A 16,101-nucleotide genomic window follows, 5' to 3' on the forward strand; every position below is an offset into this window, starting at 1 on the left:
CGGACACCCGGTCAATCGGCTTAGCTGTCGGCAGTCTAGCAACGAAAGGGCAAAAGGCCATGCCTCTTGAGATCGTCACCATCCCATGCCTCAGCGACAATTACGCCTTTCTGGCGCATGATGCGGCCAGTGGCCAGACCGCATTGATCGATGCGCCTGAACCTGGACCGATCCTGGCCGCGCTTGACGCCCGCAACTGGAAACTGTCTCATGTCCTGCTGACCCATCACCACTGGGATCATGTGGATGGTCTGGCCGGAATCCTCGAACATCACTCTGCCAAAGTGATCGGAGCCGCCGCTGACGCCCACCGCCTGCCGCATCTGGATTTGCAGGTGCGCGAAGGCGATACTTTCGAAATCGGCGGCGAACCGGTTCATGTGCTGGACGTCTCGGGCCATACTGTCGGACATATCGCGTTTTATATGCCGGAAAGTGCGGCTGTGTTCACCGCAGACAGCCTGATGGCCTTGGGCTGCGGCCGTCTGTTTGAAGGCACACCTGCGCAAATGTGGGCTTCGCTTGGCAAACTGGCCGCCCTGCCCGACGAGACGATCGTCTGTTCCGGTCACGAATACACACAATCCAATGCAAAGTTCGCGATCACTGTCGATCCGGACAACGCGGCGCTGCAGCAGCGCATGCAGGATATCGACCGTGCAAGGGCTGCCGGCGAGCCAACCGTTCCGTCGACTCTGGCGCTTGAGAAGGCCACAAATCCGTTTCTGCGGGCCATGGATCCTGGGATCAAGACTCAACTGGGGATGGAAAATGCCGATCCTGTATCAGTATTTGCCGAAATTCGGGCTAGAAAAGACCGGTTTTAGGACCTATTTGCCCCACGTCACGGTCACGGTCACACGAAATGTGACTGTCAAGAGCAAGAAAACCCTTGAAGCCGCGCCACGATCAACCAAACTCTAATAGTATGAGGACATGGTTGGGATGGGGATCCGACCTTTAACGCGCCCCCTTCTGACCCAAGACAGAGGAGCACCCGCGTGCCTTCATTCTCGAGCACATTAGAACAAGCCATTCACGCGGCCCTGGCTGCGGCGAACGAACGGCGACATGAATTCGCAACGCTGGAGCATCTGCTGCTGGCGCTGCTGGAAGAACCCGATGCGGTGCGCGTGATGAAGGCGTGCAGCGTCGATCTGGATGAGTTGCGCAGTACCCTTGTCGAGTTCATCGACGAGGATCTGTCAAATCTGGTGACGGATATTGACGGATCCGAGGCGGTGCCGACCGCAGCCTTCCAGCGTGTCATCCAGCGCGCGGCGATTCACGTTCAAAGCTCTGGCCGGACCGAAGTCACCGGGGCCAACGTTCTGGTCGCCATCTTCGCCGAACGCGAAAGCAACGCGGCCTATTTCCTGCAGGAGCAGGACATGACCCGCTATGACGCGGTGAACTTCATCGCACATGGCGTGGCCAAGGATCCTGCCTATGGTGAAAACCGCCCCGTTTCCGGCGCGGATCAGGTTGAGGAAGAGGTTCAGTCTAGCGCCGGTGAAGGCGAACAAAAGGAAAGCGCGCTGGGCAAGTATTGCATCGATCTGAATGCCAAATCGCGGGCCGGAGATGTCGATCCGCTGATCGGGCGCGCAGATGAGGTCGAGCGCTGCATCCAGGTGCTGTGCCGCCGTCGCAAGAACAACCCGCTGCTGGTGGGTGATCCGGGTGTAGGCAAAACCGCCATCGCCGAGGGTTTGGCGCATAAGATCGTCGCGGGTGAAGCGCCGGATGTTCTGGCCAACACCACGATCTACTCGCTCGACATGGGTGCGTTGCTGGCCGGAACCCGATACCGCGGTGATTTCGAGGAGCGTCTCAAGGCGGTCGTGACCGAGTTGGAAGACCATCCTGACGCGGTCTTGTTCATCGACGAGATTCACACCGTGATCGGTGCCGGCGCCACTTCGGGCGGCGCGATGGACGCGTCGAACCTGCTGAAACCTGCACTGCAGGGCGGCAAGCTGCGTACCATGGGCTCGACCACGTACAAAGAGTTCCGTCAGCATTTCGAGAAGGACCGTGCGCTCAGCCGCCGGTTCCAGAAGATCGACGTGAATGAGCCTTCGGTCGAGGACAGCGTGAAAATTCTGCGTGGTCTGAAACCCTATTTCGAAAAGCATCACGAGATCAAATATACCGCTGATGCGATCAAAACCGCTGTGGAACTGTCGGCGCGCTATATCAATGACCGCAAACTGCCCGACAAGGCGATCGACGTGATCGACGAGGCCGGCGCGGCCCAGCATCTGGTCGCGGAAAGCAAACGCCGCAAGACCATCGGTGTGAAAGAGATCGAAGCGGTGGTCGCCAAGATCGCCCGCATTCCGCCCAAGAACGTCACCAAGGATGATGCCGAGGTTCTCAAAGACCTGGAGGCTTCGCTGAAACGGGTGGTGTTTGGTCAGGACGAAGCCATCGAGGCGCTGTCCAGCGCGATCAAACTGGCACGCGCGGGTTTGCGTGAGCCTGAAAAGCCAATCGGCAATTACCTGTTCGCCGGCCCGACCGGTGTGGGTAAAACCGAGGTTGCGAAACAGCTGGCCGATACGCTGGGTGTGGAACTGCTGCGGTTCGACATGTCCGAATACATGGAGAAACATGCGGTTTCCCGTCTGATCGGTGCGCCTCCGGGCTATGTCGGGTTCGACCAGGGCGGTCTGTTGACCGACGGCGTCGACCAGCATCCGCATTGCGTCCTGCTGCTGGATGAGATCGAGAAAGCGCACCCGGACGTGTTCAACATCCTGTTGCAGGTGATGGACCACGGTGAGCTGACCGATCACAACGGCCGCACAGTGAACTTTCGCAACGTGGTTCTGATCATGACCTCGAACGCGGGCGCGCAGGAACAGGCCAAGGCCGCCATCGGTTTTGCCCGTGATCGCCGCGAGGGCGAGGACACAGCCGCAATCGAGCGCATGTTCACGCCGGAGTTCCGCAACCGTCTGGATGCGGTGATCTCGTTCGCGCCGCTGCCGAAAGAGGTTATCCTGCAGGTGGTCGAGAAGTTCGTCCTGCAGCTTGAGGCGCAGCTTTTGGATCGCGGCGTCTCGATCGATCTGACCCCCAACGCAGCCGAATGGCTGGCCGACAAGGGTTATGACGACAAGATGGGGGCCCGCCCGTTGGGCCGGGTTATTCAGGAGCACATCAAGAAACCGCTGGCCGAGGAATTGCTGTTCGGAAAACTCGCCAAGGGCGGTGTGGTCCGCGTATCCGTCAAGGACGGCGAGCTGGATCTGGAAATCCTCGGCCCCGATCAGCCGCGTATTCCGGGCGACAAACCTCCGCTGCTAACGGCAGATTGACCCGAAGAATGAAACGACAGCCTTCGCCTGCCAACCCAAATTGGCAGGCGATTTTCGTTCAAAGGACAGGAGACAGGGATGCGCAAAATCGGCGCTTTGATTTTTCCCGGGTTTGAGTTGCTGGATGTGTTCGGCCCGATGGAGATGTTCGGCCTGCTCACCGATGACTTCACCCTGGAGCTTGTCGCGGAAACCAGTGGGCCGGTTGAAAGCAATCAAAAGCTGAAGGCCTTTGCCGACACGACGATCGACGCGGCGCAGGGCTATGACATTCTTTTTGTGCCGGGCGGAGCCGGCACCCGCAAGGAAGTCAACAACTCACGCTTGTTGGATTGGATTGCGGACAGTTCGGATAAGGCGGAATTCACCTTGAGCGTATGCACTGGCAGCGCCCTTCTTGCCAGGGCCGGAGTATTGGACAACCGACGCGCCACGACCAACAAGGCGGCTTTTTCGTGGGTCTGCGCCCAAGGGCCCGACGTGGAGTGGGTTCCCCGGGCCAGATGGGTTGAAGACGGGCCATTCCTGACCTCATCCGGCGTTTCCGCCGGAATGGATATGGCCCTGGGTGCCATTGCCCTGATGCACGGAACGGATGTAGCCGAAAAGGTGTCGGTGTGGTGTGAGTATACCTGGCACAAGGACAAGACCCACGATCCGTTTGCCCGCGTGCATGGGCTGACGTGATGTAAAGGGATCAGCGCTCGGTCAGTTTCAGCTCGATCCGCCGGTTCTGGGCGCGGGCTTCGGGCGTATCTGACGGATTGACGGGCTGGAATTCACCAAAGCCGTTTGCGGCAAGCCGGTCTGGCGGGATGCCCAGCGCGTCGACCATGTAGCGAACAACGGACAAGGCGCGCCCCTGGCTGAGTTCCCAGTTGTCCTGATACCGCCCTGTTCCGGCCAGCGGCACGTTGTCGGTGTGCCCGTCCACCCGGATGACCCAATTCAATCCTTCAGGGATTTCCGCCGCCACGCTGCGCAGGATATTGGCCACCTTGGCGACCTCCAATTGCCCTTCCGGGGAAAGGACGGCCGAGCCGGTGTCGAACAGAACCTCGGACGAGAACACGAACCGGTCGCCTTCGATCCGTACGCCTTCCTGATCCCCAAGAACCTCGCGCAGGCGCCCGAAAAACTCGGACCGGTACCGTTGCAGATCTTCGGCCTGCGCCGCCAGTTGCTGGTTCTGACCCGACAGCGCTTCGGCTTCGGCCTCAAGCCGTATCCGCTCGGCCTCTTCCAGCAAGCGGCGACGGCGTTCTTCCGAGGCCGCCCGCGCCAGGGCGGCGTTCAGGTCCTGCCCCAGTGTCTGGATGCGGATATTGGCTGAAGCGTTACGCTCTTCGTAGTCATCCAGCAGGGCCTGCAACGATCCAAGCTGCCCGCGCAGTGCAGCCATCTGTTGATTCAAAAGCGCCGTTTGCCGCTGCGCTTCTGCAGAGATTTCTTTTTCATCCGCAATCGTGTTACGTGCCACCGCCAGCAATGTTGCCCGCTCTTCTGCCAGTGTCTTCTGCGCCTCGGCATCCGCTTGCGCCTGGGTCTGCGCGGCCAGGGCGGCCTTGAGTTGCGCCTTCAATTCTTCCGGATCCAGATCGCCAAAGCGACGCTCCAGCTCGGCCTTGGCTGCCTGCGCCGCGGCGAGCAAGGTCAGAGTATCCTCGGCGTCCTTGCGCTGCGCCTCAAGTGCCAGGGTCATCGCCGTCAGCTCCGCATCGGCGTCCTGAAGACGGTTGCGCAGGTTTTCGGCGGCGGCGGCTTCGGCCAGTTTCGCGGCCTCTTCCGCGCTCAGTGTTTCTTCAAGTTCAGCGATCCGGCTGCTTTGGGTTGCCTCGCTCGCCTCTAGGTCGGCAACGAGCGCTTCCAGCGCTTCCCGGCGGGCGGCAGCCAAACGGGCAGCTTCGGCCTGCGCGTCGATTTCTTCCCGGCGCTGGGCAAGCGCAAGGTTCAGGGCCTCCTGTTCGCTCAGCAATTCCTCGCGCTGGGATTGAAGATCGGCAATCGCCCCGCGCGCCTCTTCCTGATCAACCAGCAGAGCCGCGACCTGAGCCTCGAAATCCGTGATCCGGGTCTGTGCCTGTGACAGGTCATCTTCGGCCTGCGTCAAGGTCGCATTCAGCGCCCCCAGACGGGCCTGCAAACGGCTGTTTTCACGCTCTTCCAGCCCCAGTGCGCCTGCCAACGCGGCGACTTCGTCGGACAGGGCCGTCAGCTCATCCTCCTGCCCCGAAATAGTCTCGCGCAGGACGAATTGCACCACCATGAAGATGGTCAGAACGAAGGTCAGAACCATCAGCAGCCCGGTCATCGCATCCACAAAGCCGGGCCAGACCGAACCCTGGAAGCGTTGACCTGTGCGGCGGGACAGAGCCATGGTTTACTCGCCTTCCGGTGTGCTGCGCACGGCGCCCTTGGGCAGGGTCAGCGCCCTGACCAGCAATTCGATATCCTTGCGCATCTCGTTCATGCTTTCCTGACGGCCAGCCGAAATTTCCTCGAGGATACGCAGCAGCTGCACGTCCATCGACCGCAGGCGCATCCGGCTTTCGGCGTCGATCCCGTCGCCGGCGCCATGTTCGCGCATGTGATCCAGCAGCGCGTCCTGACCAAGGGCCACGCGTTCCAAAGCAGATGTCACACCTTCGGTTTCAGACTGCCGCTGGTTCATGTCCCCGATGGTTCGAACCAGCTGACCCATCTTGGCCGAAAGGTCGGCGCGGTCAGCTTCCTGCGCGGAAAACAGATCCTGCAGCGCATTCATCTGTTCGGACATTGCATCCAGAACCGGCGTCAGAACCGCGATTTCTGCGCCGCCTTCTTCACTTGCCGCGAACCCGACGCGGGTGATCGATGACAGCCATTCCTCAAGCTCGCGATAGAACCGGTTTTGGCCGTGCCCGGCAAAGAGTTCCAGCAGGCCAACGATCAAGGAGCCAGCCAACCCAAGCAGCGAGGATCCAAATGCGACGCCCATACCCTGCAACTGCGCCTCGAGCCCGGTCATCAGCCGGTTGAACACCGCCAACCCTTCTTCGCCTTCCTGCGGGTTCAGGCTGCGGATGGTGTCGACTATGGCCGGAACGGTGGTGGCAAGGCCAAAGAATGTACCCAGAAGGCCAAGGTAAATTAGGACGTTGGTGATATAGCGTGTGATCTCACGCTCTTCCTCGACCCGTTCGGCGACGGAATCCAGAATTGACCGGGTTGAACTGGAACTGATCTGCGACCGCGCACCGCGTTCGCGCAGCAGCGAGGCCAGCGGTGCCAACAGCTGCGGTGTCCGGGCATCCTCGCGCACGACACCGCCGACAAATGCCTCGATCCAGCGGACGGAGCCGATCAGCTGCCCCACCTGATAGAAACAGGCCAGAACGCCGATGACGAAAACAAGCAGAATGAACCCGTTCAGATAGGGGTTCGCCTGAAACACCGGCAGCACGTATGGCAGCGCCATGAACACACCCAGCCCTGACAGGCCAATCGCGATCAACATCATCACGATCTGTCGGATGGGATGCGAGAAATGGGGTCTCGCGCCCTGATGTGCCTGCGCCATGCGCGTCATTCCCGGTTTTTGCCTGCTCTGCGCTGAATCTAGCGAACTTCCGCCGGTGACGCCAAGGGTTTATGCGGTAATGCTGCGCACCCGTTGCGACAACCACTCAAGATCGGGATCGCGCAGACCGATCTCGGCCAGATGTTCGGTCGTATTGTACAGATATTCGGTGTTCGGACCGCGCCCGCCGACGGCATGGGCGATAATCTGAGCCTGTTCTTCCAAGGGCATGCCACCGCAATACTGCACATGGGCCTCGTCGATCACATAGGTCACGGCATTCACCACTGTACCGCAGTCCAGATGCACATCCAGCATCTTCTCGACATAGGCCGAGGAAATCAGCTCGCGCTCGCGCAGTTCGTGCAGGGTGCGTTCCTCGTGCCCCGTTTCGACCGCCAGTGCCAGACCCTTGCAATGGGCGTCGGTCTGCTCGTCCAGCGCCAGCACCAGACCCGGGTTGTCCTCGGTGCCGCGGTGGTGGATGGAACTCATGCAGAAAGAGCGTGCATATCCCTGCAAGGTTGCGCGTTCGCTGCGCGCCACCGGAAACCCAGGATTCCACAGCAGCGATCCATATCCGAAAACCCACATCGTCATTACTCTGGTCCTTGCCCGTTTGCGCCTATAAACATCAAATCCGACGCAGGAAAAAGGGCCATTTGTCATGCGCCGTCTGATACGAGTACTCATATTTGTTGCCGTTGCCTGGAGTGCCTATTGGTTCATCGCCGGTTACGGGCTGCGCAGCGCGATAACCGCCTGGTTCGACAAGCAACAGGAACTGGGCTGGCAGGCCGAATTTTCCGAGGTCGCGACAGCTGGTTATCCGACGCATCACGTGACCCGGCTGAACAACCCGGGGCTGGCCGATCCGGTTAACGGCACCGCCTGGAGCGCCGACTGGATCGAGTTCGAAAGCCCTGCGATCTGGCCCGGTCGGCAGGTGCTGCGTTTTGCGGATACGCCCCAGCGGCTGTCCTATTTCGACCAGACGGCGACCGTTCAGGCAACGGATTTGCAGGCAGAGTTGCAATTGCAGCCGGGTGTCGCACTTGTTCTGGAAAAGATGGCCCTGACTGCAGACAAGTGGATTGTCGCAGGCGAAGCTGCTGCGGTGGCCGGTGGTGAAACCCTTGATCTGGTTATGGAACAGTCCGGCCAGCCCGAAGCATACAAGGTCAGCGCCCGGATCGACGGCTTTCGGCCAGGCATGGACCTGCGCGACCTCATGCGGTCGGCCACATCGCTGCCGCAGGCATTTGAAACGCTGGCGATGGACATGACCGTCACTTTTGACAAGCCCTGGGATCGTTCTGCGCTTGAGGAAAGCAGACCCCAGCCGGTAGCCATCGATCTGAGGCTCGCAGAAATCAGATGGGGTGAGTTGCGCCTGTTTGCTGCTGGCGAGCTGGATGTTGACGCGCAGGGCATTCCAACCGGCGAAATCGCCATCAAAGCGGAAAACTGGCGCGACATGATCGCCATGGCCAACGCCGCCGGTGCCTTGCCGGATCAGGCGGTTGACCCGGTCACGCGGGCGCTGAACTTTATGGCCGGTTTGGGCGGAAATCCGAATGCGCTGGACCTACAGCTCAATTTCCGCGACGGTTTCGTGGCACTGGGCCCCTTGCCCCTGGGACCTGCACCCCGGTTGATATTGCGGTGATGCCCGGCGATACCTTGGGCAGACACGAAACAGAATTCAGCGCTTAAGGGAACGGTCAATGGGACTAAGAACACTCATTTCCAATCGGATTTCGAACTGGGCGCTGGGACACAAGAAGATCAGGCGCGAACTGCTGCGGCAGTTGTGGACAGATGACGTTCTGTTCTTTCGCAATTTCGACGATCACAGCCTGGTCTATTACCCTCATGATGTCATTGGAGAACACCTGACGAAATTCGGTGAGTTCAGTCGCGAACCGGTGCGTGAACTGGCCGAATATCTGACCCGTTCGGGCCAGCCCCCGGAAGGCGGTTCCGTGCTGGAGGTCGGTGCAAATATCGGTACACACACAGTTTATTTCTTCAGGGATCTGCACTGCAACTCGGTCGTTGCAATCGAACCCGACCCCGAAAACCACGAATTGCTGTGCCGGAACGTTCAGATCAACGACCTGAACGATAAAGTGACCATTCTGCGCGTTGGCGCATCTGACAAAAGCGGGCAGTTGCCCTTCGTCACAAGTGAACTGAACCGGGGCGGTTCGAAAATCGGAGAGGCGCAGGATAATGCGATCATGGTGGATGTGACCACCGTTGATTCACTTCTCGAGACCCAAGCCCAATCGCTTCAGGATCTTCGTTTAATCTGGATCGACGTCGAAGGGCATGAATTGCAGGTCCTGCAAGGCGCACTGCGAACCCTGGGCGAAGTCAAACCCCCGGTCTATTTGGAATACACCCCCAAAAAGGATGCCTCCGAAAACGAAAAGCTGCGGGATATTCTGTTTGAGGCCTATGATCACGTCGTTGATTTTGCGAACGGTCAAAAGGTTCTGACCCGTGAGAGTTTCAATCACATCCACGCACAGACCGATCTGCTGGCAATGAACCTGAAATCGCAAGCGCGCCGGAACTAGCGGCAGAACGTACCGCTGCGGTACCGCGCCGTGTCCAGGTGGAAATGATCGCGGTGATACCTGTCCGAGTTTGGTCCCAGCACGGTTCCGAACGGGCCACAGGCACCGCGCCAAACCTTGATCAGCTGCTTTTGCGAGGGGTTTTTGCGCCAACCGTTCAAAACCGTCACAACCTCACCATCGGCCATTGTGAAACCCGAGATGTCGATGGCACGCCCCTTGCCGTGTTCCGAAATCCGGGCACCTTTTTGGCTGTTGCGCGTGCGGCAGGCGTAATGGGCCGCCACCTGCAACTCGACTACCGGACCACGTCTTTTGAAGGTGGGAATGACGGCTTTGTCGACCCATTTGTTGAGCGCGATCGCCGTGCCGCAATCCATCGTCGACGGGCGGCTGAGCGCGACACCCGAAACTGATGTGATCTGGACCGCATCCTTGATCCCGCAGGCCTTGATCTTGCCCGACACCCTGCCCACCGCTTTGCCCTGAATGGCGATGTCACCGCAAACAGACCCCTTGCGCAGTTTGCGTTTCTTCAGAAAAGCCTGTTGCTCCAACTCTTTGGGCCGCAGGTACGGCATCAGTGACGTGTCCGGTCCCAGCAGCGGCAGATCCGAAGGTCGCGCAGCAGCGGCCAAAACCTGAGGCGATTCCGGACGTGTTTGGGGCCGCATCTCTGACAGCGCCGCAACGGTTGCTGCCGCTTTGGAAATCACTGCGCCCCCTGAAAAAGCCGCCGGGCGTGTCAATGGAAACAGCGATTGTTCCGGTGGCGCAGCCGTGGTTGCGGTGGCGATCAACACCGCAGTTCCGACCAGTATGCGCCCCCAGATCTTTGTCATGAATGGGCCTTGCCACGTCCAAAGTCGGGCGCGTCCGTATCCTGACCCGCGTCGATGATGCCGCGTCGGATCGCGCGGGTGCGGGTGAAGTAATCGAACAGATGCTCGCCATCCCCGGTGCGGATCGCACGTTGCAGGGCAAAAAGTTCTTCGGTAAAGCGCCCGAGAATTTCCAGCGTCGCGTCTTTGTTGGTCAGAAACACATCGCGCCACATAGTCGGATCAGACGCTGCAATCCGGGTGAAATCCCGGAAACCGGCTGCCGAGTACTTGATCACCTCGCTATCTGTGACCCGCCGCAGATCGTCCGCGACGCCCACCATCGTATAGGCAATCAGGTGCGGCGCATGAGAGGTCACGGCCAGAACCAGATCGTGATGGTCGGCATCCATTTCATCAACGTTCGAGCCCATCCCCTCCCACAGGGCACGCAGCCGGGTAACGGCTTCAGGGTCAGCGTCTTCCACCGGCACCAATAGGCACCAGCGATTGTCGAACAGTTCCGCAAACCCGGCTTCGGGGCCGGAATGCTCGGTTCCGGCCAATGGGTGGGCGGGAATGAAATGCACGCCATCGGGAACGTGCGGTGACACGGCCTGAATAACGTGGCGCTTGACCGAACCGACATCCGTCACGGTGGCGCCGGGTTTCAGGACCGGTGCGATGTCCTGCGCAACAGCTTCCATCGCACCAACGGGAACGCACAGCACCACCAGATCGGCCCCTTCAACGGCCTCGCGCGCCGTGTCGCACACGCGGTCGCACAACCCGATGCGCCGCGCCGTATCACGGGTGGCTTCGGACCGTGCATAGCCCGTGACTTCGCCGGCCAGACCGGCGCGTTTGATGGCCCAGAACATCGAGGAAGCGATCAGACCCAGCCCGATCAGCGCCACACGGTCATATATCTGGCTCATGCTGCGCCCCCTTTGAACGCGGTGATTGCTGCCACGACACGGCGGCAGGCCTCTTCATCGCCAACGGTGATCCGCAGCGCGTTCGGCAGGTTGTAGCCTGCAACCCGCCGAACAATCAAACCCTGGGTTTTCAGGTAGTCGTCGCAGGCCTCGGCCTCGGCTTGATCAGCAAAGCGCGCCAGGATGAAATTGGTGCAAGACCGGTCTGACGGAACGCCGATCTTCGCCAGCTCATCCGACAACCAAACGCGCAGGCGGGCGTTCTCGGTCTGGCAAAACGTCATGTAATCGGTGTCCCGCACCGCCGCTTCTGCTGCGGCCAGCGCAGTCTGCGACAGGTTGAAGGGCTGGCGGACCCGGTTGAGCACATCGATGATCGGCTGCTGCGCGTACCCCCAGCCGACACGCAGCCCGCCCAGACCGTAGATCTTGGAAAAAGTCCGCGTCATGATCACATTTTCAAAACGGTCCACCAATGCCGCGCCGCCATCAAACCCATCGACAAACTCGGCGTAGGCGCCATCAACCACCATCAGGCAGCTTTCGGGCAGGTTTTCCGCCAATCTCGTCAGTTCGGCCTCGGAAATCATGGTCGAAGTCGGATTGCCGGGATTGGTGACAAAAACGATCCGTGTGCGTTCGGTGACGGCAGCCAGAATGGCATCCACATCGACCGTGCGATCTGTTTCGGCCACCATGATGGGGTCCGCGCCGACCATACGGGCGATGATCGGGTACATGGAAAATCCATGCTCGGTATGGATCACCTCATCGCCCGGTCCCGCATAGGCCTGCGCCACGAACTGAAGAACTTCGTCGCTGCCGACGCCACAGATGATCCGCGCCGCATCCAGCCCGTTCTGCTCGCCAATTGCACTGCGCAGGCTGGCATGATCCGTGCTGGGATAGCGATGCAGCATGGCAGCAGTTTCCCGAACGGCCTCAATCGCCTTTGGGCCCGGACCAAAGGGGTTTTCGTTGGAACTCAGCTTGATGACATCCGCCACGCCTTTGATATGCGACTGGCCGCCCTGATACAGCGCGATGTCCATGATGCCGGGTTGCGGGGTAATCTTGGTCATGAGGGGCTCCGTTATCCGAGCCCCTCATACCTGTCTCAACGGATTGAGAAAAGCGGCAATTCCCTTAGGCCGCCCGGAAGCGGGCCGTTGCCGGATCAGCGTCGTAGAATGGCGCGAATTCTTCGGTCCGGTGCGACAGGTCATTAACACTGTCGATGATGAACTGAACCGTCTCTTCGGTCATCAGGTACGAGAAGTTCAGCCGCACCCAGCCGGGTTTCTTCATCTCTTTCCCTGCGGACAATTCGGCATGCAACACCTCGGATGTCGCGCGGTCTATGCCCAGCAATCGGTGCGCATAAGGCCCGGCGCAGGCACATCCGCCGCGAGCCTGAATGCCATAGACATCACTCAGCATGCGAGTGAACAACTGCTGGTGCACCGGCTGGCCAGAATTGTCGCGGACGAGAAACGAAAAGATGGGCAGGCGGTGCGAGTTGTCCACGCCCAGCAATGTCAGGTTTGGATTGCCACGCCAGCCGTCCAGCGCCATTTGATTGTAAAGCGCCTCGCGCTTTGCGATCTCCTCGGCGCCAACGACATCCTTGACGATGAAGGCCAGCGCGGCGCGGATATCTCCGATGACGTTTGGCGTTCCGGCCTCTTCCCGGGTGGCAAGATCTTCGCTGTAATCATGGTGCCAGGGCGACACGAAACTGACCGTTCCGCCACCGGGCCAGCTGGGGCAGCTGCGCTGAACCGCATGACTGTTCACGATCAGAACGCCCGACCCCCCCGGCCCGCCCGGAAATTTGTGTGGTGACACGACTATCGCATCCTTGCGCGCGTCCGCCGGCCCCATATCCATCGGCAGATAAGGTCCGCCACCGGCATAGTCCCAGACCGACACAGCGCCATGCTTCTTCAGCAAACGTGTGACCGGATCGGGATTGGTGATGATGCCCGTCACGTTTGATGCCGCCGAAAACGAACCAATCAGCAGATCCGCATCCTGGTTTGCAACCAGCGCCTCTTTCAGTGCATCCAGATCAAGGCCACCCTCTGGGGCTTCGGGAATTTCGATCACACGCGCCTTGCTTTCCCGCCACGGCAGAATATTCGAATGATGTTCATACGGCCCGATCAGGACAACCGGCTGGTCAGCTTGCTCTATCCCCAGCAAACTGACCAGCCGGTTGAGACCCGCAGTGGCACCCGACCCGGTAAAAATCACCGCGTCTTCTCCCCTTGCGCCAACAATGCGGGCGATCTCTGCGCGTGCTTCGCGGCGCAAACGCGTCATATAGGATCCGCAAAAAGAGGCCTCAGTATGGCTGTTGGCATAGAACGGCAACACATGCCCGGCCACAAAGTTTTCGACCTGCCGCAACGCACGGCCGGAGGCCACGTAATCCGCATAAACAAGCGGTACGTCCCGATGCAGACCAGGGATCAGCACGTTCTCTCCGATCAGCCCTTCACGCAGCGATGAATCTTGAGCGGCGGTCTGAAGGTTTGCTCGAAATTCGGACAAGGTCATTGCATCTGCTCCATTCCTTTGGAAGCAATGTGATTGAACCTTGTTCTAAAAACTTCACCTATTTTTGCTTCATTTTCTCCTTTTTTGTGTCATATGATCAGGAATGGCCTCAAAATTAGATCAAATAGACACACGCATTCTGAAAGAGCTGCAACGGGATGCTTCGTTGTCGCAACGCGAGTTGGCCGACCGGGTCGGCCTGTCGCAGAATGCGTGCTGGCGCCGCCTCAAGGCGTTGACCGACGATGGCGTGCTGCGAGGTTCCAGTGCCCGGATCGCGCGTGAAAAGCTGGGGCTCAGCCTAGTTGTCTTTGTCATGCTGCGCACCCGGCACCATTCGACGGAATGGCTGCAGGCTTTTCGCAGCCACGTCCTGACCATCCCTGAAGTGGTGGATTTCCACCGGATCGGCGGCGACTATGACTATCAGCTCAAGGTGGTGACCCAGGACATGGCATCTTACGACAAGGTCTATCAGCGCCTGATCGAAAAGGTGGAACTGGACAGCGTGACTTCGTATTTCGCCATGGAAGCGATTGCCGAGGGGCGTCCGCTACCGCTCTGATCCGCACTTCATCTGGCCAAAAATATCCCGGGGGAAGCGCGGCCTGCCGCGATGGGGGCAGAGCCCCCAACAAAAAAAGGCCGCGCAGAACAGCGCGGCCTTTGAAACTTGGGATCGGCGAAGATCAGTTTTTCGCGTAGAATTCGACGACCAGGTTCGGCTCCATGACGACCGGGTAAGGCACATCGCTCAGGCCCGGCGCGCGCACGAAGGTCGCGGTCATTTTCGAATGGTCGGCGTCGATGTAGTCAGGCACATCACGCTCGGCCAGAGCAGCGGCTTCCAGAACAACGGCCAGTTGCTTGGACTTGTCACGCACTTCGATCACGTCGCCTTCCTTGACACGGTAGGACGGGATGTTGACGCGCTGGCCGTTCACCTTGACGTGGCCGTGGTTCACGAACTGACGTGCAGCAAACACGGTCGCCACGAACTTGGCGCGATAGACAACAGCGTCCAGGCGACGCTCCAGCAGGCCGATCAGGTTTTCACCGGTATCGCCTTTGACACGCTCGGCTTCGGCGTAGATGCGGCGGAACTGCTTCTCGGTCAGGTCGCCATAGTAGCCTTTCAGCTTCTGCTTGGCGCGCAGCTGCAGACCGAAGTCCGACAGTTTGCCCTTGCGGCGCTGGCCGTGCTGGCCGGGGCCGTATTCACGACGGTTGACCGGGGATTTCGGACGACCCCAGATGTTTTCGCCCATCCGGCGGTCGATTTTGTACTTGGCAGACGTGCGTTTGGTCACGGCTGATCTCCTTCGTTCAGGTCGAGGCCCATTCAGGCCACTATGAAGGGCGTTGTCCTCTTGAGGTTTCCCCCATGACAGGCATCCCCTTGCGGGGGCCACCAACACCAATGAAGCCGCGCTTATATCCGTGAATTTCGGAGAGTCAACAGGTCTCGGGGCTTTGATTTTTCAACCCGCAGGGAAACGGCCGGCCCGTTGCACCAATTGTGGGGAATATTACCGTATACCGTTCCGTGCCGGAAATGCGATCACTGTGCTGTTGCTGTGATCGATGGTGTCCAGTGGCAGGCCGATTTCCCGGATTTCGCTGACCCAGTAATCCTGATCCCGCTCGGGGAAATCCTGTTCAAAAACCAGCGTCGGCGCGTCTTCACCTTCGTGGACAATCAACTCCGCAAGGAATTGCCGTGCGCCGTTGGTCAGAACAACGGAGCCGAAGGCATCACCGGTTATGTCCGAAGTGGAATACACATTTTCAGCAACAACTCTGCTGCCGACGCTTTCTGCCTTGCCCAGCATCATCTCGGCAGCCACGTCCAGTCGACGTGCCACGCCGCGCCAGGACCATGCCGCACCTACCGTCAACGATTCCAGAGGCGCAGCCTCAAGCCCGTCGATTTCAGTTTGTGTCCACAAGATAGCTTTGCGACCGTTTTGTCCGGTTCTCATTTGCCCGCCCGACCTTTCAACAAACTACACGTTACCGATGCGTATTTATCTATTAAGAATTGGTCGGAAAAAAGACCGAATTGCAGCATTCACAGGAATGTTGTGCTTTTGCCATTTCAAATCGATACTCCCGGGCTTTTCACAGGGTTTCAGCACACGGTCCATTGACATCTAAGAACGCGATCACCCCCCCCCCCATTTTGGCCGTCTCATCCGGGCGATTGTGACCAGAAAGTCGCAGAAAGCAGCAATGAAGCAATTCACTTTGAGGTTGCTCGAAAATGCAGGTACTCAGCTTGGAGAATACTGGTCGGAATCGACCTCCCAA

The 16,101-nt window shown here is 59.4% G+C and carries 15 protein-coding genes; 6 read left to right on the forward strand and 9 right to left on the reverse strand.

Going from position 1 to position 16,101, the window contains the following annotated elements:
- Positions 1-59: 59 nt before the first annotated feature.
- The 3 genes from gloB (at position 60) to ACR0J2_RS08925 (ending at position 4,013) form a co-directional block, all read left to right on the forward strand.
- Positions 60-827: a hydroxyacylglutathione hydrolase gene (gloB, locus tag ACR0J2_RS08915; protein WP_480812319.1), complete on the forward strand. Its 768-nt coding sequence runs from the start codon at positions 60-62 to the stop codon at positions 825-827.
- A gap of 174 nt (positions 828-1,001) precedes the next feature.
- Entirely contained in the window at positions 1,002-3,326 is a 2,325-nt protein-coding gene (gene clpA, locus ACR0J2_RS08920) for an ATP-dependent Clp protease ATP-binding subunit ClpA (RefSeq protein WP_170680940.1), read from the forward strand.
- A gap of 78 nt (positions 3,327-3,404) precedes the next feature.
- Positions 3,405-4,013, forward strand: coding sequence for a DJ-1/PfpI family protein (locus ACR0J2_RS08925; RefSeq protein WP_480812320.1), 609 nt, complete (start codon positions 3,405-3,407; stop codon positions 4,011-4,013).
- A 10-nt stretch (positions 4,014-4,023) separates the two neighbouring features.
- Here the strand turns inward: ACR0J2_RS08925 and ACR0J2_RS08930 are convergent, their stop codons facing one another.
- From ACR0J2_RS08930 to ACR0J2_RS08940, 3 genes are all read right to left on the reverse strand, one after another.
- Positions 4,024-5,703, reverse strand: a complete 1,680-nt coding sequence (locus tag ACR0J2_RS08930; RefSeq protein ID WP_480812321.1) for a peptidoglycan -binding protein — start codon at positions 5,701-5,703, stop codon at positions 4,024-4,026.
- 3 nt (positions 5,704-5,706) lie between these two features.
- Positions 5,707-6,885 (reverse strand): biopolymer transporter ExbB, encoded by a 1,179-nt coding sequence (locus tag ACR0J2_RS08935; RefSeq protein WP_170619555.1) that lies wholly within the window; start codon positions 6,883-6,885, stop codon positions 5,707-5,709.
- A 69-nt stretch (positions 6,886-6,954) separates the two neighbouring features.
- On the reverse strand, positions 6,955-7,485 hold the full coding sequence (locus tag ACR0J2_RS08940; RefSeq protein ID WP_480714020.1) for a gamma-glutamylcyclotransferase: 531 nt from the start codon (positions 7,483-7,485) through the stop codon (positions 6,955-6,957).
- A gap of 67 nt (positions 7,486-7,552) precedes the next feature.
- Here ACR0J2_RS08940 and ACR0J2_RS08945 point away from each other — a divergent pair, with 67 nt between their 5' ends.
- On the forward strand, positions 7,553-8,554 hold the full coding sequence (locus ACR0J2_RS08945) for a DUF2125 domain-containing protein (protein ID WP_480812322.1): 1,002 nt from the start codon (positions 7,553-7,555) through the stop codon (positions 8,552-8,554).
- Positions 8,555-8,612: 58 nt separating this feature from the next.
- Complete coding sequence (locus tag ACR0J2_RS08950) at positions 8,613-9,470, forward strand: FkbM family methyltransferase (protein WP_480812323.1); 858 nt, start codon at positions 8,613-8,615, stop codon at positions 9,468-9,470.
- Here ACR0J2_RS08950 and ACR0J2_RS08955 read toward each other — a convergent pair.
- From ACR0J2_RS08955 to ACR0J2_RS08970, 4 genes are all read right to left on the reverse strand, one after another.
- On the reverse strand, positions 9,467-10,312 hold the full coding sequence (locus ACR0J2_RS08955; protein WP_170680952.1) for an extensin-like domain-containing protein: 846 nt from the start codon (positions 10,310-10,312) through the stop codon (positions 9,467-9,469). The genes ACR0J2_RS08950 and ACR0J2_RS08955 overlap by 4 nt on opposite strands.
- A complete protein-coding gene (locus ACR0J2_RS08960) occupies positions 10,309-11,229 on the reverse strand; it encodes a prephenate/arogenate dehydrogenase family protein (protein WP_170680954.1) in 921 nt (306 codons plus the stop codon). Before ACR0J2_RS08960 ends, ACR0J2_RS08955 begins: the two co-directional genes overlap by 4 nt.
- Positions 11,226-12,311, reverse strand: coding sequence for a histidinol-phosphate transaminase (hisC, locus tag ACR0J2_RS08965; protein ID WP_480812324.1), 1,086 nt, complete (start codon positions 12,309-12,311; stop codon positions 11,226-11,228). Before hisC ends, ACR0J2_RS08960 begins: the two co-directional genes overlap by 4 nt.
- Positions 12,312-12,375: 64 nt before the next feature.
- Positions 12,376-13,791 carry an aminotransferase class V-fold PLP-dependent enzyme gene (locus ACR0J2_RS08970; RefSeq protein WP_480812325.1) on the reverse strand — a complete coding sequence of 472 codons (1,416 nt, stop codon included), beginning with the start codon at positions 13,789-13,791 and terminating at the stop codon, positions 12,376-12,378.
- Between the two features lie 103 nt (positions 13,792-13,894).
- On the opposite strand from ACR0J2_RS08970, the gene ACR0J2_RS08975 reads away from it, so the two are divergent.
- Complete coding sequence (locus ACR0J2_RS08975; protein WP_170807887.1) at positions 13,895-14,356, forward strand: Lrp/AsnC family transcriptional regulator; 462 nt, start codon at positions 13,895-13,897, stop codon at positions 14,354-14,356.
- Positions 14,357-14,480: 124 nt separating this feature from the next.
- Here ACR0J2_RS08975 and rpsD read toward each other — a convergent pair whose 3' ends face one another.
- Together rpsD and ACR0J2_RS08985 are read right to left on the reverse strand one after the other, a co-directional pair.
- Complete coding sequence (gene rpsD / locus ACR0J2_RS08980; RefSeq protein WP_170614785.1) at positions 14,481-15,101, reverse strand: 30S ribosomal protein S4; 621 nt, start codon at positions 15,099-15,101, stop codon at positions 14,481-14,483.
- Between the two features lie 219 nt (positions 15,102-15,320).
- Positions 15,321-15,773, reverse strand: a complete 453-nt coding sequence (locus tag ACR0J2_RS08985) for a hypothetical protein (RefSeq protein ID WP_480812326.1) — start codon at positions 15,771-15,773, stop codon at positions 15,321-15,323.
- Positions 15,774-16,101 lie beyond the last annotated feature (328 nt).

Source organism: Ruegeria sp. CG4 (assembly GCF_056537185.1).

Coding starts and splice junctions, on each gene's coding strand:
- ACR0J2_RS08935 (WP_170619555.1), bottom strand. CDS start 6,885: ATGGCGCAGGCACATCAGGGCGCGAGACCCCATTTCTCGCATCCCATC.
- ACR0J2_RS08930 (WP_480812321.1), bottom strand. CDS start 5,703: ATGGCTCTGTCCCGCCGCACAGGTCAACGCTTCCAGGGTTCGGTCTGG.
- ACR0J2_RS08970 (WP_480812325.1), bottom strand. CDS start 13,791: ATGACCTTGTCCGAATTTCGAGCAAACCTTCAGACCGCCGCTCAAGAT.
- ACR0J2_RS08945 (WP_480812322.1), top strand. CDS start 7,553: ATGCGCCGTCTGATACGAGTACTCATATTTGTTGCCGTTGCCTGGAGT.
- ACR0J2_RS08950 (WP_480812323.1), top strand. CDS start 8,613: ATGGGACTAAGAACACTCATTTCCAATCGGATTTCGAACTGGGCGCTG.
- gloB (WP_480812319.1), top strand. CDS start 60: ATGCCTCTTGAGATCGTCACCATCCCATGCCTCAGCGACAATTACGCC.
- ACR0J2_RS08985 (WP_480812326.1), bottom strand. CDS start 15,773: ATGAGAACCGGACAAAACGGTCGCAAAGCTATCTTGTGGACACAAACT.
- hisC (WP_480812324.1), bottom strand. CDS start 12,311: ATGACCAAGATTACCCCGCAACCCGGCATCATGGACATCGCGCTGTAT.
- ACR0J2_RS08940 (WP_480714020.1), bottom strand. CDS start 7,485: ATGACGATGTGGGTTTTCGGATATGGATCGCTGCTGTGGAATCCTGGG.
- ACR0J2_RS08925 (WP_480812320.1), top strand. CDS start 3,405: ATGCGCAAAATCGGCGCTTTGATTTTTCCCGGGTTTGAGTTGCTGGAT.
- ACR0J2_RS08975 (WP_170807887.1), top strand. CDS start 13,895: ATGGCCTCAAAATTAGATCAAATAGACACACGCATTCTGAAAGAGCTG.
- ACR0J2_RS08960 (WP_170680954.1), bottom strand. CDS start 11,229: ATGAGCCAGATATATGACCGTGTGGCGCTGATCGGGCTGGGTCTGATC.
- ACR0J2_RS08955 (WP_170680952.1), bottom strand. CDS start 10,312: ATGACAAAGATCTGGGGGCGCATACTGGTCGGAACTGCGGTGTTGATC.